The following is a 21843-nucleotide window of genomic DNA, read 5'->3' as shown; positions in this document are numbered from 1 at the left end:
AAGAATATATTTATTGTAAAATTTTTATTTACAAACAGTTTGATATAATCAATATAAAATATATTTTAGCATCCGACAGTAACAGACCCAGTTTGTAAACCATAAAAAACGAGGAATAATACATCACACATAACAACCTATGAAAAACAGTTACCAGGCCACGGGCATGGAGGTTACCGTTTTTGACTATTATCAATAAGCGAACTATTCAATTATCAAATCACATACATAACAACCTATGAAAAAACAATTACTCGCACTGGCGGGCATCGCCGTATTGTTTGCAGCCTGTTCCAAAAAAGATGATGCACCTGCTGAAAACCCACTCACCGGCCTGCTGAAAGGCATGTACAGCGTAACAGACACCAGCCGCATTGAATACAACAACGACAAAACCGTATCCAAAATATCCTACGGATGGATCGATGGCACAGATGTTGGCGGCGGTATCACCACCGTGAAATACGCTAACAACAGAGTATCTGAAATCTGGGAAACCACTTACGCGGAATCAAAAGTATTTGGACCGAACGAACTGGTTGCCCAATTTGTATATGTTGACAACAAGATCCAAAAGATCATCAATCCGGCCAAAACCAACGACTACCTGTACTATGATTCCGCACGTTATAATGCCAGCGGAAAAATTGAGAAAGTATTCAGTATCGGTGGCATGAAACCCAATATCTATAAAAACAGCACAGACTCCATCGTGTGGACAGGTAACAACATTACCAAGGTAATACACGAGAGCTTCTATTTGCAGGATGGAGTTGAGGTGCTTAGCTCTACCTATACGGACACCTACACGTTTAACGACAAACCAAACTGGCAGGGGCCTATCGGAGCAGCCGGCATGGAAGGCGGTTTTGCCCCCGAAGCGCTCAACGCCAACAACATCCTGACACATACAAGAACGCAGGAAGGACAGGCAGACCGTACCAATACGTATGCCTACGAATACGAGAAAAACAAAGTCATCAAAAGAACAGCTACCTATGTGTTTGACCAACGTGCCGGTACAGAGGTATCAGTTTTTGAATACTATAAATAATTAAGATCACCATCAACAAAAGAGCCGTAGCATCAGTCTACGGCTTTTTGGTGCAGTATGAAAAACCACTTGATAAATTAACATCCAGATAAATTAACAACCCATGAAAAAACAATTATTAGCATTAGCAGGAGTTGTACTGCTGTTTACCGCCTGCTCCAAAACAAACACTCCCCTGCAAGCCGGTCTCACCACATCTTCCGGGCTGCTGAAAGGCTTCTACAGCGAAACAGACACCAGCCGCATTGAATACAACAATGACCAGACTGTATCCAAAGTAACTTACGGATGGGTAGACGGCAGAGACGTAGGTGGAGGTATTGACACAATGAGATATGCCAATGGCGTACTGTCGGAAGTCTGGCAGAGCGACTATGATGAATCAAAAATATTCAGCCCCAGTGCGCTGAACCTCCAGCTGGTGTATGCTAACAACAGACTTCAGAAGATCGTCCATTTGAAATACCCCGCCTACGATTCGGCACGTTACAATGCCAATGGAAAAATCGAGAAAGTATTCACCTACCGGGGTCTTCCCGGCGCCTGGCAGCTGGGAGAGACAGACTCCCTGGTTTGGACGGGCAACAATGTTACACAGGTGATTTACAAAAAATACAGCCTTCACAACGGGGTTGAATCTGTCTATGCAACTTACACAGACACCTACACGTTCGACAGCAAACCTAACTGGCAAGCGCCACTCGGGTTTGGTACTATAAGTGACAGGCTTGTGCCCGAGGCGATGAATGCCAACAATATTCTAACAGCAACAAGGACGGAAGCGGGACAGCCTGTCCTTACCAATTCCTACATATATGAATACAATGCTCAGAATAAAGTCACCAAGAGCACTGCTACCTACCAGTTTGTAAGGGTCCCTGGTACGGAAGTAACCGTTTTCGAATATTACCAATAGCCGTTACCGTTATTAAAATAAAAAACCGTCTTCATACCAAAGGCGGTTTTTTATATCCTTTGAATTTCTCTTTTTCCGCGGTATGCAGTGTTTTGTCCCATTAGCCAGCGGGGTGTGCCCGAAGGAATAATAATATAAATTTTCACCGGTTAACCAGAAAATGAACAATACGGCAGACACTGCCTGGCGTAGTCGTTATTTTTAGTGTATGCGTCCCCGTAGTCAGCCCGTCGCCCAGCACCAGGTACCATGGCAGATAAAGGCTGCGGCTCCATTGTGTGCGGGTGTCCAGCTGTTGCTCCGCCTGGCCGTCAATACTATACCGGATAATACCCGCATCGGGGCCTGACAACAGCGCCACGCCCACCGCACGGCCGGTGAAAGGCAGCTCCAGAGAGGCCTCCGCAGTACCGGACACCAACATAGGCACTTGTACAAATCCAGGGCGGGTATGCACCTTGTCTGAGGGTTTCCAGGATTCATCCACCACAAAACCCTGCAGATGATTGGCCATATGTACGTCCACGTAGTGGCCGCCGGCATAGTTGAACGGCTCCGTCGCCCGCGGCATTTTCGCGGCCACGGACTTCTCCGGCACCGGCCTGTTGAACGCGCTGTCCAGCAACTGCCGGATGGTATTGAAATAAATCTCCTGTCCAAATGGCGACGGATGCAGGTCTTTAAAATCATCTTTCCAGGAGAATTCGCCTGCATCAATACGGGCGGTGACTTCTTTCGCCAAATTGACAAACGGCAGTTGGTAATGTCGGGCCATCTCCTCATGCAGCGCCACTTCTGCCGGTATTTTCCCTGCGCGGTAGTCCGTCATTTTATCTTCATCCACGAAAGCCATCAGTACAATATTCATACGCGGATTAGCCGTGAGCGCATGGCGGATAATACCTTCCAGCGCCCGGCGCTGCACCGTTGCCGGCGTACCATTCACCTTGTCATTCACCGCTGCTTCCACAAAGAGCAGGTCCACCTGGCCTTTGTCCAGCACGTCCTGCTGTAACCGGAAAGCATGCGGCAGACTGCCCAGCGAAGGGATACCGGCATTCAGCAAGGTGAAGGCCGTGGCCGGATAAGTGCGGACAAGATAATCCCCTACCCTGCCGCGCCAGCCTTCCATATTGGTAATGGAACCGCCCAGAAAAGCCACTGTAGCCTGCTTACGGGCACTGATCCGGTACCAGGCATTATCCAGGTTGCCATAGCGGACAATAAAAGCTTCACTTTTTAACTGTGCCCACGCAGGAAGCAGGGCCACTAATGATAACAATAGCAGAAATATTTTTTTCATAACGGAACATTCTGCCGCCAAGATAATCAATCAATCCCAGGGCTAAAGCCCTGGGCTACATTTTGTGGATGTTCTGATGTAATGCATTGTGATTGATTTTTCATACACTGCAAACCACGTATAGGTGGCTGCTTCTCACGCTGAAAGCGCTTCCCGTTACTTTAGTACGCTGCAAACCAGGCAAACCACTTATTGTAGCCCAGGGCTTTAGCCCTGGGAATTCCGGCATTTTTCTGAATTTGAATATTAATTTGATTTAGCTATCTTAAAGCTGCTAATGCTGCCAACAGCGATGATGTAATTTCATGGACCTGATATGAACAACCTGCCTGATGATGCTGCAATGATGACCGGCCTGTGCCAGGGCGACAGGGCGTCTTTTGTACTGCTGTATGAACAGCATGCCGGCGAGTTATATCGTTACATTTATCTTTTTATCCGTTCCCGTGAAGATGCGGAGGATATCCTTCAGAATGTTTTTACCCGTATCTGGATGAAACGGGAGACCCTGGGAGAAGTCCGTTCCATGCGCAGTTTCCTCTTCCGTGTCACCCGCAACCAGGTGCTCAATTATTTCCGCAGCGCCAAGGTGAAGATGCGGGTACAGAAACTGATGGCCACTGAAGATGCCGCCGAAAACGCCGATGCCGGCGAGCTGCTGCAATACAAACAATATTATGAGCTGGCCAAAGACGCTATCAACAAACTGCCTAAACGCCGGCAGGAGGTATTTCGCCTGAGCCATGAAGGCGGACTCAATACGCACGAAATTGCCGACCAGCTGCATATCTCTTCTTCCGCGGTGAAACAACACCTCTATGCCGCTTCAGACTTTATCCGCGACTATTTGCAGAAACACGGCGATATCACCGCTTCCCTGCTGATTTTCCTGACACTCTTCGACAATTGTTGCTGACCATCGGCTTAAAATCCGTCCACCCCACCTACTTATCTTGTGGGCATACTTTAAATACGATTTAGGTATCTCGCTAAGAATTAAAAAATTTTTTTTCTAACTGACCTGTCTTATTTTGGGAGACGCGTGTCTTATTAACAGCTGTGCAACCAAAATGTCGCTTTATGAACAATGAAGAAGCAGGCCTCTTCGTAAAAAGATACGCTGCCGGGACCGCCACTCCTGAAGAACATGCGGACTTTGAGCAATGGATATACGAACAACCACTACAGGAAGTACAAAGCCTGCTGGATGAATATACCCTGTTGCTGGAACAGCATCCTGTATGGCTACCTGCCAACCGGGAACTGCTGGAACGCATGTTGCGTGAACTGGACCTCCAGCAACCGGCCCGGATCGTTCTTTTGCCATGGTGGAAAAGAAAACGTACGCTCGCTGCAGGCGTGGCCCTTCTGCTGGCCGCCACCGGCTATGCGCTGTGGCACCAGACTGCTTTCCGCAAACAGTCCCTGATGGCTGCGGCAACCATTATCCCCGCCGGCAGCAGCCGCGCTACCCTGCAACTGGCAGATGGCACCACCATTGAGCTGGACAGCGCCGGCGCGCCAGGGGCCATAAAGCCCAGCCACGTGTTGAAAATAGCTGCCGGGCTATTGCAGTACGATCCGCAGCAACAAACTGCCAACACCGTATTTAATACCCTTTCCACCCCGCGTGGCGGGCAATACCGGCTGCTGCTACAGGATGGCACACGGGTATGGCTAAACGCAGCTTCTTCGGTCCGCTTTCCGGTAGCGTTTAACGGTAACGCCCGTACGGTGGAAATCAGCGGTGAAGCATATTTTGAAGTGGCGCCACAGGTGAACAAACCCTTTATCGTAAAAGCAGGCGCCATGCAGGTCAACGTGCTGGGCACCCATTTCACAGTCAGCGCCTACTCGGAAGAAAACCAGGTACGCACCACCCTCGCAACAGGCAAAGTGGCCGTCACCGCCGGTAATAACACCCTGCAACTGTCACCCGGTCAGCAGTCCGTACTGCCTAAAGGCAGCGACGCCTTCACCCTCCGTACCGTAGATACCGAACAGGAAATGGCCTGGAAAGACGGACGCTTCATTTTCAACGGCAACATCCGCGACATCATGCCGCAACTGGAACGCTGGTACGACATACAGGTGGAATATGAAGGCAACATCAGTAACCAGGCATTTATAGGAGATATTTCACGGAATGAAAACCTGAGCGAAGTACTGAAAATACTGGAGCTCACAGGAAACATACATTTCAGGTCGGTTAACAGAAAGATTATCGTATCACCGTAAAAACAGCATATCGTATCAACCAAAATTAACAACATGTAATTCCATCAGAACAGGATAACCGAAGAAAAACCCAGACGCGGTCGCAACGCGTCCGGGGAAGTATTGCCCGGTCTTAATCCTTCATCAGTGGACTGAATGAATTCTTAACACATTAAACCAAGCGTACCAAATTTATGCTTTTTAAACAAAAGGTCAAACGGGGTATGCAGGCCACCGGCTTGCCCCCCACAATTCTGCTGTTTATGAAACTGACGCTCGTCCTGATGATCGCAGCTACCTTACAGGCCACCGCCGGCGCCTTCGGCCAGCAGGTGACACTTCACCAGAAAAACGCCTCCCTGCTGGAAGTGCTGAAGTCTATCCGCAAACAAACCGGATGCAGTTTTATCGGCGACCGCCAAATGCTGCAACGCACACACGGGATAGACGTCACCGTGACCAACGCCACCCTGGAAGAGGCCCTGAAAGCCTCCATGAAAGAGCTGCCCCTCAGCTGGTCGGTGGTAGGCTCCACCATTATCATCCGCGAAAAGGAAACGCCCACGCCTGTACGTAACCCGGCAGTGGCAGACTCGACTATCGTTATCCGCGGAAAAGTTACCGACAGCAGCGGCATGTCACTGCCCGGCGTGTCCGTTACCCTGAAGTCAGACCCCAAAAAAGGCGTACAGACAGACGCAGGCGGCAATTTCACCATGCGCATGCCCACGAAAGACGTCCTCGTCTTCACGTACATCGGCTTTGACAAAAAAGAAATACCGGTGGCCCGCAGCGGCATCATCACCACTGTCCTGGACCCGGTAGACAGCAAACTGAATGAAGTGGCCGTAGTGGCCTACGGCACCCAGAAAAAAACCAGCATGGTAGGCGCTGTCACCACCATCAACCCTAAAGAACTGAAAGGTCCCACCAGCAACCTCACGACCATGATGGCCGGCAGGCTGGCAGGTGTGATATCCTTCCAGCGCAGCGGAGAACCCGGCCGCGACAACGCCGAGTTCTTCATCCGTGGCATCACCTCCTTCGGTAGCGGCAAGGTAGATCCGCTCATCCTCATCGACGGCATGGAAATGACACCTAACGATCTCGCCCGCATCCAGCCGGATGACATCGCAGGCTTCTCCATCCTGAAAGATGCCACCGCTTCTTCGTTATACGGCGCCAGGGGAGCCAACGGCGTTATCCTCGTTACCACCAAGTCAGGCCAGCTGGGCAAGACAAGGTTTAACGTACGCGTTGAGAACTCCACCTCTTCCAATACCCGCAACTTCAAACTGGCAGACAACATCACCTATATGAAACTGGCCAATGAAGCTGTCATCACCAGGGAACCGCTCACCACCAGGCCTTATACACAAAGCCAGATAGCGCATACCGCCGCCGGTGATGATCCGTACGTTTATCCCAACAACAACTGGATCAATGAACTGGTGAAGAACACGACCAACAACCAGCGCTACAACCTCAACCTCAACGGCGGCGTGGAAAGAGCGCAATACTATATCGGCGCCACCTACAACATCGATAACGGCGTGCTGCGCACCATCAACGATAATAATTTCAACAGCAACGTTAAAACACGTAACTACGAAATACGCTCGAACATCAATATAAAACTCACTCCCACTACCGATGCCGTGGTCCGTACCTCCGGCAGGTTCTCCGACTACAACGGGCCTATCGGAGGCGGCGGCGAAATATTCCGGCAGGCCATGAGCGCCACGCCCGTGCGCTTCCCCGCCTACTTCCCCGCCAGCTTCGCGCCCGATGAAAAACATCCGCTCTTTGGCAATATGAAAGCCGATGACGGCAGTTTTTATACCAACCCCTTCGCCAACGCGGTGTCCGGCTTCCAGCAGGAAACATCTTCCACGCTGATCGCACAGCTGGAACTGAAGCAGAATTTCAACTTCATCACCAAAGGGCTGTCAGCCAGAATGATGGCCTATACCAAACGGTACTCCTTCTTTAACATGAGCCGGAAATTCAACCCGTTCTACTACAGCGTTAGCATCGACCCGGAAGAAGGCCTCCGTGGCCTCACCCTGCTCAACGAAACACAGGGCACGGAATACCTGAACTACAGTCCCGGCGACAAGCAGGTGACCACGTTCACTTACATGGAAGCAGCAGTGAACTATGATAAAGTGATCAACGACCGGCACGCTATCAATGGTATGCTCATCACCATCCTCAACAACCAGCTGAGCGCCAATGCCGGCTCCCTCATTGCTTCGCTCCCGCGCCGCAACCAGGGCGTATCCGGCAGGTTCACCTACGCATATGACGACCGCTACATGATGGAATTTAATTTCGGCTACAACGGCTCCGAAAGATTCGACAGAAACCACCGTTGGGGCTTCTTCCCGTCTATCGGCGGCGGCTGGACCGTCAGCAACGAGGCGTTTTTTTCCGGCCTGCTGCCCGTCGTGTCACGGCTGAAACTCCGCGCCACATATGGGCTGGTGGGCAATGACCAGATCGGCAACAACGATGATCGTTTTTTCTATCTCTCTGATATCGACCTGGGTGGCGGTAACGGCTATACGTTCGGTGAGAATTTTACAGAAGGCAGACCCGGCGTCCGTATCAACCGTTATGAAAACAAAAACATCACCTGGGAGAAAGCCTACAAAACCAACCTCGGCTTCGAACTGGAGCTGTTTAAAAACCTGCACCTCGAAGCAGATTTTTTTCATGAGCGCCGCACCAATATCCTGATGTCGCGCGCTTATATCCCCACTACCATGGGACTGTATGGCACCCCGCAAGCCAACGTCGGCATCGCTGAAGGCCGCGGCGTGGACATGACGATGGAATACAAACGCAACTTCGGCAAAAAGACATGGCTGCAGGTAAGGGGCACCTTCACTTATGCCACCAGCAAAATACTGGTCAATGAAGAACCGCTGTACCCCGACCAGAACAAGTACCTCTCCCGCGTTGGTTATCCTATTGCACAGACGTGGGGCCTCGTGGCCGAACGTTATTTCGTCGATGAACATGAAGTGCTGAACTCTCCCCGGCAGAACTACGGCAAGTACATGGCCGGCGATATCAAATACAAAGACATCAACGGCGACGGCCAGATAACCGATCTCGACAGAGTGCCCATCGGTTATCCCACTACACCAGAAATCAACTACGGCTTCGGTTTCACCTTTGGATACGGCGCGTTCGATATCAGCGCGTTCTTCCAGGGCTCCGGCCGTTCATCCGTCTTCATCAACCCCGGCGCCATGGCGCCCTTTATCACCGGCCACTACGGCTCATCCCCAACCATGGACCAGCATGGCCTGCTGCAGGTCATCGCCGACGACCACTGGTCAGAAAACAACCGCGACCTGTATGCCTTCTGGCCACGCCTCAGCTACAGCTATCAAAACAATAACCTGCAGACTTCCACCTGGTGGATGCGCAACGGCGCCTTCCTCCGGCTTAAGACCGTGGAACTGGGATATACCCTCCCGCCGCGGGGACTGAAACGCTACGGCCTCAGCCAGCTGCGCCTTTATGCCAATGGCTTCAACCTGCTCAGCTTCAGCAATTTCAAACTATGGGACGTGGAAATGGGAGGTAACGGTCTCGGCTATCCGGTGCAACGAGTGTTCAACGTAGGCGTGAACCTCGGATTCTAACGCTAAATATTTGTCACATGAAGAAAAACTTTCTACACAGCATATACGGAATAGTCCTCACTGCGGGCATGCTCACCACCGCCTGTAAAAAACCGTTCCTCGATATCGTTCCGGACAACGTGGTAACGCTCAAAAACGCCTTCTCCAATAAAACGGAAGCAGAAAAATACCTGTATACCTGCTACGGCTATCTCCCCGATGCAGGGCCCGTTTCCAATATCCTGTTCTTCGGCGCCGATGATATGTGGACCTATTATGAAAACAACTACTTCTATCAGTCGCCCTGGAAGATAGCCCGCGGTGAACAGAACATCGTGAACCCATGGGTGGATTTCTGGAACGGTAACAATCACGCCAGGCCGTATTTCAAAGCTATCCGCGATTGTAACATCTTCCTGGAAAACATGATGGAAGGTGAATCCTACAAACATATTTCCTATCTCAGCCCCGATATGCAGAAACGCTGGATAGCCGAAGTGAAATTCCTCAAAGCTTATTATCACTTCTATCTGTTACGCATGTACGGACCTATTCCCATCACCGATAAAAGCCTGCCCGTTTCTGCTACGCCGGAACAGGTAAAAGTAAAACGTGATCCTGTTGATAAAGTGGTGGACTACATCACCCGGCTGCTGGACGAGGCTATACCTGAACTGCCCGCCGATATCACCAACCGTGGCACCGAGCTGGGACGTGTCACCAAACCCGCAGCACAGATGCTGAAAGCCAAACTGCTGGTACTGGCTGCCAGCCCGCTGTTCAACGGCAACCCGGACTACTCCGCTTTCAAAGACAAAGACGGTCAGCTGCTGTTTAATCCTGATTATGACGCCGCTAAATGGGAGAAAGCAGCCGCCGCCTGCGAAGCAGCCATACAAACCTGCGCCGGCACAGGCATCCGGCTGTACGAATTCACCGATCCTTTTGTGAAGATATCCCCGGCTACGGCCACACAAATGAGCATACGCGGCAGCGTCACCGAACGATGGAACACAGAAACGGTATGGGCGCTCTCCGGCCGCGTGGACAATGTGCTGCAAACCTATTCCATGGTGGACCGCATAGATCCCACCTTCCCCAATCCGACCTACCTGAACTCCTATATGGCGCCTACGATCAAGATGGCGGAGACATTCTACAGTAACCATGGCGTTCCTATCAATGAAGATAAAACGTGGGACTATGGCCGGCGCTATGAACTACGGACAGGCACCTACGCAGACAGGCTGAACATACAGGAAGGCTACACTACCGCACGGCTCAACTTCGACCGCGAAAACCGCTTCTATGCCTGCCTCGGCTTTGATGGCGGCCGCTGGTTCATGCAGAGCAATGCCTCCGATGAAAACGCCTGGAACGTGAAGGCCAAATTCGGACAGCCGCAGGGAAAAGTGTCCGATCAGTTCTACTCTGAAACCGGCTACTGGCCCAAGAAACTGGTGAACTGGAAATTTACGCAGACCAATAACGCCTATACCACCGAAAGTTACCCCTGGCCCGAAATGCGCCTTGCAGACCTCTATCTGCTTTACGCAGAAGCCCTGAACGAAACGGGCAAAGGAACGGAAGCCATTACCTGGCTCGACAAAATCCGTAAACGCGCCGGCCTCGACGGGGTAGTCAACTCCTGGACGAACTACTCCACCAGTCCGGGTAAATTCTCTACCAAAGAAGGCCTCCGCGACATCATACACCAGGAACGTATGATAGAACTGTGCTTTGAAGGATCACGCAACTGGGACCTGAGAAGATGGAAAAAGGCAGTCATATACGAAAACAAACCCGTACTGGGATGGGATGTGAACCAACGGGTGGCCAGCGAATACTATCGCCCCCGCGTGCTGTTCCAGCAAACTTTCGTAGCGCCACGGGATTATCTCTGGCCGCTCCGCGAATACGATCTTACCGTAAATACCAACCTGGTACAGAATCCCGGCTGGTAAACCATCATCCTCTACTAATACATGCAACTTATGAAACGATATCTCTTCTTAATACTCGCTATCAGTTGGCTGTCCGCCTGCAAGGAAGAAATAATGAAACCTAAGCTCGATGACCCCACACCGCCGGAGAATGTGACGAAGATAACGGAAACGCCTACACCGGGCGGCGCCAAACTTACCTACGTATTACCTTCCAACACCAACCTGCTGTATGTGCTGGCGGAAGTCTCCACCAAACAAGGGCTGGTCCGTCAATTTAAGGCCTCCTATTATACCAACAGTTTACAGATAGAAGGCCTGGGTGACACTTCCCCCTATGAAGTGAAACTGTATTCCGTCAACAAAAGCGAGGTACGCTCCTCACCGGTGTCTGTCACCATACACCCGCTGGAACCGCCTTTCACGGACGTATTCAAATCTTTTGCGATGATCGCTGACTTCGGAGGTGTGAACCTGAAGTTCAGCAATCCATCCGGTTCCGAACTGGAAATAGGTTTCTGTGGCCCTGACTCCGTCAATAAAAAGCTTGCCTTGCTGGACACGTATTTCTCCGCCGCCAAAGACGGCAATCATACGTTCCGTGGCCTGCCGGCCGTCAAAGCCCGCTTCGGTGTTTTTATCCGCGACAAATGGGGCAACACCTCCGATACCCTGTTCCGGGAGCTGACACCGCTGTTCGAAAAAATGCTCGACAAGTCAAAATTCAGAGAGATCAAATTCCCCGGCGACGGCCCCGTGTATACGACCGAATGGAACATCGCCACCCGCTTCGTCTGGGACGGCAAATATTCCTCCACGTTCGACAGCCCCTACGACGGCAACGGCAACAACTGGCTTAACCTCTCCACCAACGGCACTACAGACGGCACGCCTATCCATGTCACCATCGATCTCGGGCAAACAGCGCACATCAGCCGTTTCCGCCTCAACAATTATTACCGCTTCATCAATAAAGCCATGCGCAAGTATGAACTGTGGGGCAGCAACAATCCATCCGCCGATGGCAGCTGGGACAGCTGGACCAAAATACTTTACTACGAACAGGTAAAACCTTCCGGGCTGCAGGGCGAACAATACAACGACGCTGATGCCGAAGTATGGCTGCGTGGCGATATGGCCAACTTCCCCGACGGCATGCCTGCCTTCCGTTACATCCGTGTCAAATGCCTGGAAAACTGGATGGGCAATGGCAATCTGTGTTTTTCCGAAATCACTTTCTGGGGAGATACCCAATAACGATCAAAAGTATACCACATGAAAAATCAATCCGTCTTATTATACCTGTTGTGGGGCATGATGATCATCGCCAGCTGTTCTAAAATGGACGCCTACCTGGATATCGCCGGGCGGCAGGAAATATCCTACACCGGCCGCGTAGACTCACTGAAAGTATTGCCCGGCGATGGCCGGCTGCTGCTCACCTGGCTGCTCATCTCCGATCCCAAGATCACCGGCATCACCATTTACTACAACAGCAAAAGAGATTCTGTGATCATGCCCGTCAAAAGAACACAGGGCATAGATTCCATGGACCACCTGTTCAGCAACATGCCGGAAGGCTCCTATAGTTTTGAAGTGTACACCTGGAACAATACCGGCTCCCGCTCAGTGCCCGCTTATATCACAGGACGTTCTTACGGCACTATCTACAAAAACAGCCTGCTGAACCGCGCGCTGACCAACGCCGTCATCAGTGAGGGCGATGCTGTGCTCAGCTGGGGACTGGCAGAAGAAACCGTTACCGGTATGGAGGTGACCTATACCAACAATGCCGGTTCCACTATCACGGTAAAGGAGCCGCGCACCGCCGGCAGTACCACACTGAAAGATTATAAGCCCGGCAGCAGTTTTTCGTACCGCACCTTGTTCCGTCCGGACACGCTCTGCATAGATACGTTCTATACTACCGCCGTTACCCGGACACCACTATAACCATTATTCACTTTTAAACCGGCATATTATGTTAAAACTATCATTACTGTTGACAAGCCTGGCCTTCGCGGTATCTACGGCTTCTGTTACTACTTCCTGCCAGAAGGTACAAATGGTGGCATCTCCGGGGGAAGAAAAAACTACCATCATGGCGAAGCCAAAGCCTCAGCCAGCACCCGTCTTCTATATTTCCGACCTGGCGTTGATATACCAGGGCGGTATCCACCGGCTGCCCTGGACAAAAGACCAGCTTAAACCTTACGTTTTCCGGACTACCAGCACCGGCGCCGTGGAGTGGCTGTTCGACGGCTTTCTGTTCATCGAATTCACAGACGGCATGGGCCATGAGTATGCAGAAGGTTATGAACCCACGCCCGCCGGAAAAACAGAATGGCAATGGCTGCTGGACCGCAACTTCGAAGCCGGGAAAGCGCTGCACGCCCTCGATGATGAACTGGACAGCCTCGCACAACTAAACGTGAAGCCTGCACGAAAAAGAAGGGTGGTATTAACACTGCCTGAACCTATCCGCAGCCTGAGCAACTGGGGCGATCTGAACGGCAAAACGCTCAATTTCGCAGACAGCGCCGACAGAGTGGCCGCCTGCACCTGGTTCGTGGAAACAGCCATAGCCAAATGGCAGGCCGCCAATTTCAAACATATTGAACTGTCAGGCTTCTACTGGGTAGCAGAACAAAATACCGGCGCGGTGGAAATACTGCCTACCGTGGCCAATATGCTGCACAACAAACAACAACGTTTTTACTGGATACCTTATTACGGTGCCGCAGGCGCGGCCAACTGGCAATCCATGGGCTTCGATATCGCCTATCAGCAGCCTAACTATTTCTTCGATTTGTCATCACCCTACTCTATCCTCACCGGTGCCATCAACTTTGCCAAAACCAATAAAATGGCGCTGGAAATGGAATTTGACGATCGCCTGATGACACAGGCCGGCTATCGCCAGAAGTATACCGACTATATGAACGAATTCGGTAAGAGCGGCGCCTGGAAGAACCTGCCTGTGGCCTATTACGAAGGAGGCGGCGCCTGGCTGAAAATGTGCGGCAGCACAGATCCCGAAATAATGGGGCTGGTAAAAAGACTCTCTGACACAATTGTAGTCAGACAAAAAGCGGCAGGCAATTAACAGTGAATTAGTCTCTTCCCTCAGTCATGCCCTCACAGTGCAAGCACCCGGTCATCCTGTATGAACCGGGTGTTTTTAATAGCGCCGGGGCCGAAGAACCTGTATTGCAGCCCTATAATATCTGTTGCTGCACCGGGGCAGTCCATTTCATATGCCAGTTTTTCGTCTACCCAGAACCGTAGTCGCCGGCCTTTTCCTTCCACTTTCAATGGCACCCAGTTGTCGAGGTCACAGCCGAAGCCCGAGAGATCGGCTGCTTTGCTGGAAACACTGCTGCCACGGCCATACAGCTGCAAGTCGCCCACGCAGCCTTTGGGACACAGCGGCACCACGATAACGTCGTCCTTGCACAACAGCAGCACCTGCACCAGTTGACATGCAGCGCTTTTATCGTTCTTCGGATTTTTGACCATCGTTTCAAATACAAAATGATCGTTTCGTAGCGGGCCCATGTCCTGTACGTTCACAAAACGCACAGGCGCCGGTTCCGGCTGGTCATAGAGGTAATATTGCTGTAACAGCGGTACGTCGACCGACAATACGCTGTCACGCTGGAATTCGTCTTTTTTGAAATACACCGGTACCGGCGATGTCTTTTCACACAAAGCCACCCAGCCTCCGGAAGTAATCAACAGATCATGCGTCTTTACGATCTGCTCTCCCACCATCAGCTTCGCTTTAAAATAACCCGGTATGTAATAGATGGCAGAGTATTGATGTTTGTCTTTCGGCACGGCCACTTTGCGGCTTACATCCCATGTCTGGGCTATAAACACAGTGTCATCGCCAGCTGCGGCCGCATCATAGTTAAAGACAACAGAATTGGGCACACCTTCACTGACCATCTTGTTACTGCTGAACTGATAGGCGGTAGCATTGATCTTTTTCATCGGCTGCCGGCCCCGCCACCACCATACAGCGCCGGCTATCAGCAACAATAACAGCACCCACCATGCATACCACCTGCGCTTTTTATTTTGTTGAGGGAGATGACCGGATATTGAATGATGATCTGTTGTGGACAGATCCTCTTTAGGGAGATGATTTTCTGCGGATGCATTTTCCTCCACAGGAAGATCGGCCTGCTGTTTAAAATCCCGCCAGTCTTCGTACCCGGCAAAACGTGCGATCGTGTTCAGCGTCGTCATGGCCGGCATATGCTGATAGGAAAGTTTGCCCCACAGTCTTTTCAGCGTAGTCACGCTTAAGGATACACCCGTCGCTTCCTGTATCTCCACACTGAGTTTATCAAAGTCGTACGTGGTCCATTCGCCGGAACATCCCCGTTTCAACTTTGTTTCCACCTGTTGCAGGCACAAACGTATATAGTAATTATCTGTATTGTTTTCCATTTAAAAACAGCTACTTACAAACTTGCACACACTTGCACCAACTTGTTGGCGCTTTGAATCGCCGTTAAGTTACTCATTATTCACTTTTGCCGCATGTGAATTTCAAATCCAAAAATCAACAGATCATGACAAGAAAAATCACCGGCATGGTGCTGCTGTTTATCAGTATGCAGGGAGTGGCGCAACAGGTACCTTTAAAAGAAAACAGATGGGAATTTGCACCTGACAAAGTCCGGTTTCTGACCCACCGGGACATACCTGCCATGCAACTGACAGCGCCCGACAGCCATGCCTTGCTGAAAGGCCCCGATTTCACCGACGGCACCATTGAATATGACATCGAACCGCTAGGCGATGATTTTTCATCGATGTATTTCAGAAGGGCCGATGCAAAGGAAAAAGAATGCTTCTATATCCGCACTCCCTTTGCCGGACAGCCCCACGCGCCGCAAGGCGTACAATACGCGCCCTTCATCGATGAAGTCAATCTGTGGGACCTGCTGTATCAGTTCCAGGGCAACGCGCCCTTCGACAAAGGGAAATGGAACCATGTGAAGCTGGTCATTTCCGGAAGACAAATGCGGGCATATGTCAATCATCAACCTGTATTGGCTATTCCTTACCTCGAAGGCAATACCGATCGCGGCGCCATCGCTTTCGGCGGACAGGCCTACATTGCCAATCTGGTGATCAGGCGCGGCGACACAGAAGGGCTCTCCCCGGTCCCCGGCATCGATCCTACGTTTAATGATCCCCGTTACCTCCGCAAGTGGCTGGTGAGCAAACCCGATAGCCTGCCGCACGAACTCAACATCCTTACCGGCTTCCCCAAACAAACCGCCTGGGATACCATCACCGCCGAAAGACGCGGCCTGATCAACCTTACCCGTCAGTTCGGCAAAAGCCACACGCGCCGCATCGTATGGCTGAAAACCACCATCCAGGCCCAGGCTGCGGGCATGAAAAAAATCAGCCTCGGCTTCAGCGATGATGTATGGGTATACGTTAACGGTCAACCGGTGTACCTCGATAAAAACAGGTATGGCACACCGCTCGCGAAAGTGCCCGCCGGCCGCTGCACTCCCGACAATACTTCCTTTTACCTGCCGCTCAAAGCCGGCAATAATGAACTGGTGATCGGTGTGGCCAACGATTTCTTCGGCTGGGGCCTCATCGCCCGCATGGACGACCTGGACGGCATACAACTGGAATACTGATACACCCTCCTTCCGCCAATAAAGAAGGCTGGCCTTTTTACAGGCCAGCCTCACACAGCATAATTGTTACGTACCTCTCTATGCAACCGCAGCTTTCGCCGCTTTTTTAGCAGGTGCCGGCCGCGGCTTTTTCTTTTTACGCCCCCACCAGATCAGGAAACCGGTGACGGGCAACGTAGCACCAATAAGGCTGCCAAAGAAAGCCAGGAACTTGCCTGGCAGTCCCATGATGCTGCCTACGTGAATATCATAGTTCATACGTCGCAGTTTGGTCCCGAAGCCGGCTTCTTCATACCGTTGCGCATATACGCTGTTGTCTTTTATTTCCGCCAGTGTATAACGGTCAAATGCGTACCGGATATTATTGTAATACTGGCCCTTGCTGGGGTAAACAATCATCGAGATCACTGATGCCGCTTTGGCCGTATCCGGGAAACCCATATAAAAGCCTGAGGCACGGGGGTTTTTAGCCGCTACCTCATACCAGGTTTTATCCAGCGCTTGTGGCAAGGTGAGGTGGCTGTTGACCGCCTGAGTACTGTCGGACTTCAGCTCCGTATATTCCGGCAGCGGTTTTCCTCCGGCAGTTACCCAGTATAGTCCTTTGCTGAACCATTCCAGTCCCCAGACCATACCGGTAACGCCTATGGCAAACAAAAGCAGCAGCGCATAAAAACCCAGTACATTGTGCAGGTCATAGTTGACCCGTTTGAAACTCGCGCCCCACTTGATCTTAAAGCTCTGTTCCCGCGTGGCCTTCGTCCATTTTTTGGGCCACCACAGCACCATCCCTGTTACCAGTGTGATCACAAACACCAACGTGCTGTAGTTCACAATAGGCCGGCCTATCTTATATGGCATCCACAGAAAACGATGCCCGTTCAGTATCCAGCGGAAAAAATCCACTTCGCCCTCTTTACGGGTCACTTTACTGACGATATCACCCGTGTAGGGATCAAGCTTCAATGTAGAACCGCTGCGGCGGCCACCCACATTGACTTCTATCACCCTGCCTTCCCGGTAGATGGCGTAACTGGCAGCTTTGCCCGGGTATTCCCGCGCGGCTATTTCCAGGATACGCGATGGCTGTATCACCGGCGCATCCCGCTTTGCGATCTTCGTCTCCGGCTCCAGCCATCCGGTGATCTCTTCATTAAATACCCAGATGCAGCCCGTCACGCACACAATGACCATGATAATACCGGAAATGAGCCCCAGCCAGAGATGCAGCCAGGCAGAGATCCGGTAAAACAACGACTTGTTCTGTTTCTTTTGCAATGTCTTTTTCATAACGGCGGATTAATAGATCATTTTAGTGATCGCTGTGATAGTACCACCTTCGACTTTCATTCCCGGTGTTAACATGCCTGATGCTATGTCTATCTTATATATCTGGTTACCGGAGGGCGTGTTCAGTCCGATGAAAGCAGTCTTCCCGTCGTCAGACAAAGTATTGTTGTTATAAGGAGCAGAAGTACTGATAACACTTTCCGGCGCACCTTTCGCCCACTCAAAGGTTTGGCTGACCAGGTCCACCACGGCCAGTTTCAGGTTACCACTGAAGGCGCCGGGTTTATCGTACATCATCAGCAGCATTTTATTGTTGGCCAGGTACATCTGGGCAGAGATGTTATACCCTCCGGACTTCTCCCGCACATTAAAGAAATAGGACTGGTCAAACTCTGTAGTACCGTTCAACACGCGCACAATAGCGGATGGTTTTGTAGAAGTATATTTTGATCCGTTCTTCGCAGATGCCGGTGAATAACCATACACATCGCCTTTTTCGGTGACCGCCAGTCCATTGTTAAAGTAATTGCCGATAAAGCTGGTGCGGTTGTCGCGGATTACTTTTTCCAGGTTGAGGTCAGGATAAGAGAATACGGCGATCCAGCTGCTGTCGGGATAAGCAGTGCCGAAGGCATCACCGCAGCAACCTTTGATGCTCATATAGGGCGCAAACACTTTATTGCCTACCTGCGTGGCCCATGTGAAATGCGCGCGTTCGCCATTGGCCGCCAGTTGCACAATGTTCACCTGCTTCTCCCCGTTCACCCTTGACTTCAACGCGTCAATGCGGTAAAAGGAAGCATTCTCATTACCGGAACGGGGCACCTTCATCAGCAACAACTCGTCCTGCACTTTGGCCAGCACCTGCACGGTTTCAGCCTGGAAAAAGCGGGTCATCACCAGTTTACCTTCCTGTGTGAGGCGATAGGTGGTCACATCGCCGGGATTGCCCTGCCCATATAACAGGCTGAAGAAACGTCCCTTATGGGTGAGATAATAACGGTAGGAACCATCCTGTTCTTTACCATTGCCACTGGTGGAAATAGAACCGCCGCTTACGTCTTCTGCTGTCAGCAGGTAGTCAGCGATACCGGTGGTACCTACAGGCGTGGCCGTTATGATATATTTGGTTTTGCCCTGCGGCTCATATTCTTTGAAATCCTCTGTACTCAGGGTATCGTCCTTATCACAGGCGGACATGGAAAATACAATGCCTGCCGCCAGAAACAAATATTTGCTGATTTTCTTCATGACTGTTTATTTAACCGCTGTCCTTATTAATTTTTATTGAAAAAGTATCTCACCTTGGCGTAGAATGCCCGTCCTGGTTTCTGCAATGTGAAGTTGTCATACAACCGGTTATCAGCCAGGTTCTTGCACTCCACCGCGATATTGTACCTGCCATTGGCAAGGCTGTACACCAGGTTCACATCCTGGCAGAACTGACGGGGAATTTCCAGCTTCTCATCGCCCTGGCTGGGCCATGACAGGTAATATGCATGTACATACAGGAAATTGTAGCCCAGTGTCAGCGTATTGCCTTTCTTCAGCACATTATGGAAAAAGAGGGACGCGTCCGCATTGCCAAAGAGGTAAGGCATATTGGGAATACGGTCCCGGTACAACGGACTTTGTTCTTTCCGGCCGTCTTCAAAACGCGTATTGTTACGCAGGTTCTGGTAGGTCATGTTCACGCCTGCGGTGAACAGTTGTTTGTAAGAGTAACGTACCTCACCGTCCACGCCCAGGTTGGTCACGTCCGCCAGGTTACCATTGGTTTGTTTGGTTTGGTTGGGGTTCAGCATAGGCCGGATAAAGTCTTTGGCATCGCGGTACAGCAGGTTGCCATCGAAACTCAGCCGGTGATCTTTCTGTATATTCATCTGGTAACTGATGCCCAGGTTGTAGTTGTTACTGCTCTCCGGCTTCAGGTTCACATTACCTTCCAGGTTGATCAGGTCACCAAATAATTCTTCTGTTTCAGGAAGGCGGTAGCTTTTTTCATAGGAACCCTTTACCTGTAGGGTGGGTTTGATAAAGTAGGTAGACGCCACGCCATAGCCTACTTTATTAAAGCTGCTTTCCTGGTTGCTGTAAGCCACATCGCCCCAGTTACCGGACGGATTGTAGCTTTGGGAATAGCTGTTGCGTTGGGCATAGTTCTTTACAAAAACAGAAGTATTCCATTTTTCGCTGTAGTCGAACTTATAGCCCAGGCCAATTATATTCTTGCGTACTTTCTTTGGCTGGTCATATTTTTCATCATTGGGAAACAGTTCGTCCTTACCGGAACGGCTAAACGTACTGAACACGTTGTTCAGGATGAAGGAATGGCGCTGGCTAAGCTGGTAGCTGAGATTGGCAGTGGCCAGTCCGTTATTGTTACGGAATTTGTACATAGACCGTTCCCGTTCGCTGCCTTTACCGTTGTACTGTTTGTACTGCTGAAACCAGTTGTAACGGCGGTACATGGTGTCGATGTTCTGTTCGTATCCCAGGTTGTAGTTGCCGGTAAGGCTGAAGTTGAGGCCTTTGATGAACATGTCTTTCACCTGGTACTTAATGCTTGGCATAACGATGTCGCCTCTACGGTGCCAGTCTCCGAACACGCTGACCATACGGGCGCCTGTCTGTATCTCTGAGTAGTTTTTTCCCAGGGTGATGCCCACCAATAGTTTGTCAGCCCACTTTTTGCCCACTACTCCTACGTTGGCGATCACGGTTTCGTTATGATAAGTATCATGGAAACGCCTGATATGTTGTTTAGGGTAATAATCGCCGGTATTGATATCCGCTACATTGACCCATACCTTATAATTATTATCGGAATAGTTCTGGAAAGCGTTGAGCTGTACGGTGAAGCCACTTTTGGCGGTGTAGCCGGCATTGAGCGTGGAGCGGTGTGTGTTAAAGGATCCGAAGGAATAAGAAACGTCCACATAGGTGTTTCGGTTGGTGTTGGTCACGATATTGATAGCGCCGCCCAATGCGTCAGCGCCCAGCCAGATAGGTACTACGCCTTTATATACTTCCACTCTTTCCGCCAGGTTGATCGGGATATTGTTCAGCTGGAAAGAGGAACCAAAGTTATCCATTGGCACGCCATCCAGGAAAAACTTCACCTGCCGGCCGGTAAAGCCGTTCAGGGAAAAGTTCATGCGGGAGCCAAGGCCGCCGGTTTCGCGTACTCTTACGCCGGAAACACGGTCCAGCGCGTGTGACAGGTCCAGCGTGGAGTTATAGAGTTTTTTTGCATCGATGGCCGTTACATTGAACGCCTGCCTGTTCACCTCCTGGCTGGCAGAGCGGCCAATCACCGATACGGCGTTGATCTCACTGATAGCATTTTCCAAATCGATGTTCAACTGCAATTGTTCACCTTCTTTCAGCGTCAGTTCTTTCTTTTGGCTTTTAAAACCTACGGCAGATATCAACAGCGTATGTTTGCCCGGATGGATGTTTTTAATATGATAATAGCCTTCTATGTTGGAAACAGCATAGGCGGTGCCATGCTGCACTTTGATGGACACGCCCGGCACAGCCGCGCCGGAGGCGTCTTTCAGCTTTCCGCTGATGCTGCTCTGTGCGTACAGGGATAGGGATAAAATACTTAAAAAGCCCGTCAGTAGAATCTTTTTGATGTGCATTGTTTATATGTTGTTAGTTCGTTTCGTTGGGTACAGGCAATACGATGCCGGGCGGGAATTCCCGCCAGTTTTAACAATACAATACCGGGCAGGGATTCCCGCCTTTCTTAACGATACATGATTGTCAGGTCAGTGTCCGGAGCTACATTTCCGGAAAAGA

15 protein-coding genes are annotated in these 21843 nt (G+C 50.8%); 10 read left to right on the top strand and 5 right to left on the bottom strand.

All coding sequences use genetic code 11. The features are described 5' to 3' along the window. Positions 1-238: 238 nt before the first annotated feature. Positions 239-1054, top strand: a complete 816-nt coding sequence (locus HGH92_RS19075; protein ID WP_168872349.1) for a hypothetical protein — start codon at positions 239-241, stop codon at positions 1052-1054. A 103-nt stretch (positions 1055-1157) separates the two neighbouring features. Further along, positions 1158-1970, top strand: coding sequence for a hypothetical protein (locus tag HGH92_RS19070; protein ID WP_168872348.1), 813 nt, complete (start codon positions 1158-1160; stop codon positions 1968-1970). 142 nt (positions 1971-2112) lie between these two features. Here HGH92_RS19070 and HGH92_RS19065 read toward each other — a convergent pair whose 3' ends face one another. Further along, on the bottom strand, positions 2113-3273 hold the full coding sequence (locus HGH92_RS19065) for an SGNH/GDSL hydrolase family protein (protein WP_168872347.1): 1161 nt from the start codon (positions 3271-3273) through the stop codon (positions 2113-2115). A gap of 316 nt (positions 3274-3589) precedes the next feature. On the opposite strand from HGH92_RS19065, the gene HGH92_RS19060 reads away from it, so the two are divergent. From HGH92_RS19060 to HGH92_RS19030, 7 genes are all read left to right on the top strand, one after another. Further along, a complete protein-coding gene (locus HGH92_RS19060; protein ID WP_168872346.1) occupies positions 3590-4189 on the top strand; it encodes an RNA polymerase sigma factor in 600 nt (199 codons plus the stop codon). A 164-nt stretch (positions 4190-4353) separates the two neighbouring features. After that, complete coding sequence (locus HGH92_RS19055) at positions 4354-5511, top strand: FecR domain-containing protein (protein WP_168872345.1); 1158 nt, start codon at positions 4354-4356, stop codon at positions 5509-5511. Between the two features lie 242 nt (positions 5512-5753). Beyond that, positions 5754-9149: a SusC/RagA family TonB-linked outer membrane protein gene (locus HGH92_RS19050; RefSeq protein WP_247654980.1), complete on the top strand. Its 3396-nt coding sequence runs from the start codon at positions 5754-5756 to the stop codon at positions 9147-9149. Between the two features lie 17 nt (positions 9150-9166). Then, positions 9167-11092 (top strand): RagB/SusD family nutrient uptake outer membrane protein, encoded by a 1926-nt coding sequence (locus HGH92_RS19045; protein WP_168872344.1) that lies wholly within the window; start codon positions 9167-9169, stop codon positions 11090-11092. 30 nt (positions 11093-11122) lie between these two features. After that, positions 11123-12328, top strand: coding sequence for a DUF5000 domain-containing lipoprotein (locus HGH92_RS19040; protein WP_168872343.1), 1206 nt, complete (start codon positions 11123-11125; stop codon positions 12326-12328). 18 nt (positions 12329-12346) lie between these two features. Next, positions 12347-13024, top strand: a complete 678-nt coding sequence (locus tag HGH92_RS19035; protein ID WP_168872342.1) for a DUF4998 domain-containing protein — start codon at positions 12347-12349, stop codon at positions 13022-13024. Between the two features lie 28 nt (positions 13025-13052). After that, entirely contained in the window at positions 13053-14177 is a 1125-nt protein-coding gene (locus HGH92_RS19030; protein ID WP_168872341.1) for a DUF4855 domain-containing protein, read from the top strand. 32 nt (positions 14178-14209) lie between these two features. On the opposite strand, the gene HGH92_RS19025 is transcribed toward HGH92_RS19030, so the two are convergent. Next, positions 14210-15529 carry a hypothetical protein gene (locus HGH92_RS19025; RefSeq protein ID WP_168872340.1) on the bottom strand — a complete coding sequence of 440 codons (1320 nt, stop codon included), beginning with the start codon at positions 15527-15529 and terminating at the stop codon, positions 14210-14212. A 125-nt stretch (positions 15530-15654) separates the two neighbouring features. Here HGH92_RS19025 and HGH92_RS19020 point away from each other — a divergent pair, with 125 nt between their 5' ends. Then, a complete protein-coding gene (locus HGH92_RS19020; RefSeq protein ID WP_168872339.1) occupies positions 15655-16746 on the top strand; it encodes a hypothetical protein in 1092 nt (363 codons plus the stop codon). 78 nt (positions 16747-16824) lie between these two features. On the opposite strand, the gene HGH92_RS19015 is transcribed toward HGH92_RS19020, so the two are convergent. The 3 genes from HGH92_RS19015 to HGH92_RS19005 are packed head-to-tail and all read right to left on the bottom strand — an operon-like array spanning position 16825 to position 21683. Continuing rightward, a complete protein-coding gene (locus tag HGH92_RS19015) occupies positions 16825-18036 on the bottom strand; it encodes a PepSY-associated TM helix domain-containing protein (protein WP_168872338.1) in 1212 nt (403 codons plus the stop codon). Positions 18037-18045: 9 nt separating this feature from the next. Beyond that, on the bottom strand, positions 18046-19287 hold the full coding sequence (locus HGH92_RS19010; protein ID WP_168872337.1) for a DUF4374 domain-containing protein: 1242 nt from the start codon (positions 19285-19287) through the stop codon (positions 18046-18048). Positions 19288-19313: 26 nt separating this feature from the next. Beyond that, complete coding sequence (locus tag HGH92_RS19005; RefSeq protein WP_168872336.1) at positions 19314-21683, bottom strand: TonB-dependent receptor; 2370 nt, start codon at positions 21681-21683, stop codon at positions 19314-19316. Between the last annotated feature and the right edge of the window lie 160 nt (positions 21684-21843).

Source organism: Chitinophaga varians (assembly GCF_012641275.1).
Classification (GTDB): Bacteria; Bacteroidota; Bacteroidia; order Chitinophagales; family Chitinophagaceae; genus Chitinophaga; species Chitinophaga varians_A.
This window is presented reverse-complemented; position numbering and strand designations above follow the sequence as displayed.

Coding starts and splice junctions, on each gene's coding strand:
- HGH92_RS19005 (WP_168872336.1), bottom strand. CDS start 21,683: ATGCACATCAAAAAGATTCTACTGACGGGCTTTTTAAGTATTTTATCC.
- HGH92_RS19070 (WP_168872348.1), top strand. CDS start 1,158: ATGAAAAAACAATTATTAGCATTAGCAGGAGTTGTACTGCTGTTTACC.
- HGH92_RS19040 (WP_168872343.1), top strand. CDS start 11,123: ATGAAACGATATCTCTTCTTAATACTCGCTATCAGTTGGCTGTCCGCC.
- HGH92_RS19025 (WP_168872340.1), bottom strand. CDS start 15,529: ATGGAAAACAATACAGATAATTACTATATACGTTTGTGCCTGCAACAG.
- HGH92_RS19035 (WP_168872342.1), top strand. CDS start 12,347: ATGAAAAATCAATCCGTCTTATTATACCTGTTGTGGGGCATGATGATC.
- HGH92_RS19060 (WP_168872346.1), top strand. CDS start 3,590: ATGAACAACCTGCCTGATGATGCTGCAATGATGACCGGCCTGTGCCAG.
- HGH92_RS19010 (WP_168872337.1), bottom strand. CDS start 19,287: ATGAAGAAAATCAGCAAATATTTGTTTCTGGCGGCAGGCATTGTATTT.
- HGH92_RS19075 (WP_168872349.1), top strand. CDS start 239: ATGAAAAAACAATTACTCGCACTGGCGGGCATCGCCGTATTGTTTGCA.
- HGH92_RS19065 (WP_168872347.1), bottom strand. CDS start 3,273: ATGAAAAAAATATTTCTGCTATTGTTATCATTAGTGGCCCTGCTTCCT.
- HGH92_RS19020 (WP_168872339.1), top strand. CDS start 15,655: ATGACAAGAAAAATCACCGGCATGGTGCTGCTGTTTATCAGTATGCAG.
- HGH92_RS19045 (WP_168872344.1), top strand. CDS start 9,167: ATGAAGAAAAACTTTCTACACAGCATATACGGAATAGTCCTCACTGCG.
- HGH92_RS19055 (WP_168872345.1), top strand. CDS start 4,354: ATGAACAATGAAGAAGCAGGCCTCTTCGTAAAAAGATACGCTGCCGGG.
- HGH92_RS19015 (WP_168872338.1), bottom strand. CDS start 18,036: ATGAAAAAGACATTGCAAAAGAAACAGAACAAGTCGTTGTTTTACCGG.
- HGH92_RS19030 (WP_168872341.1), top strand. CDS start 13,053: ATGTTAAAACTATCATTACTGTTGACAAGCCTGGCCTTCGCGGTATCT.
- HGH92_RS19050 (WP_247654980.1), top strand. CDS start 5,754: ATGAAACTGACGCTCGTCCTGATGATCGCAGCTACCTTACAGGCCACC.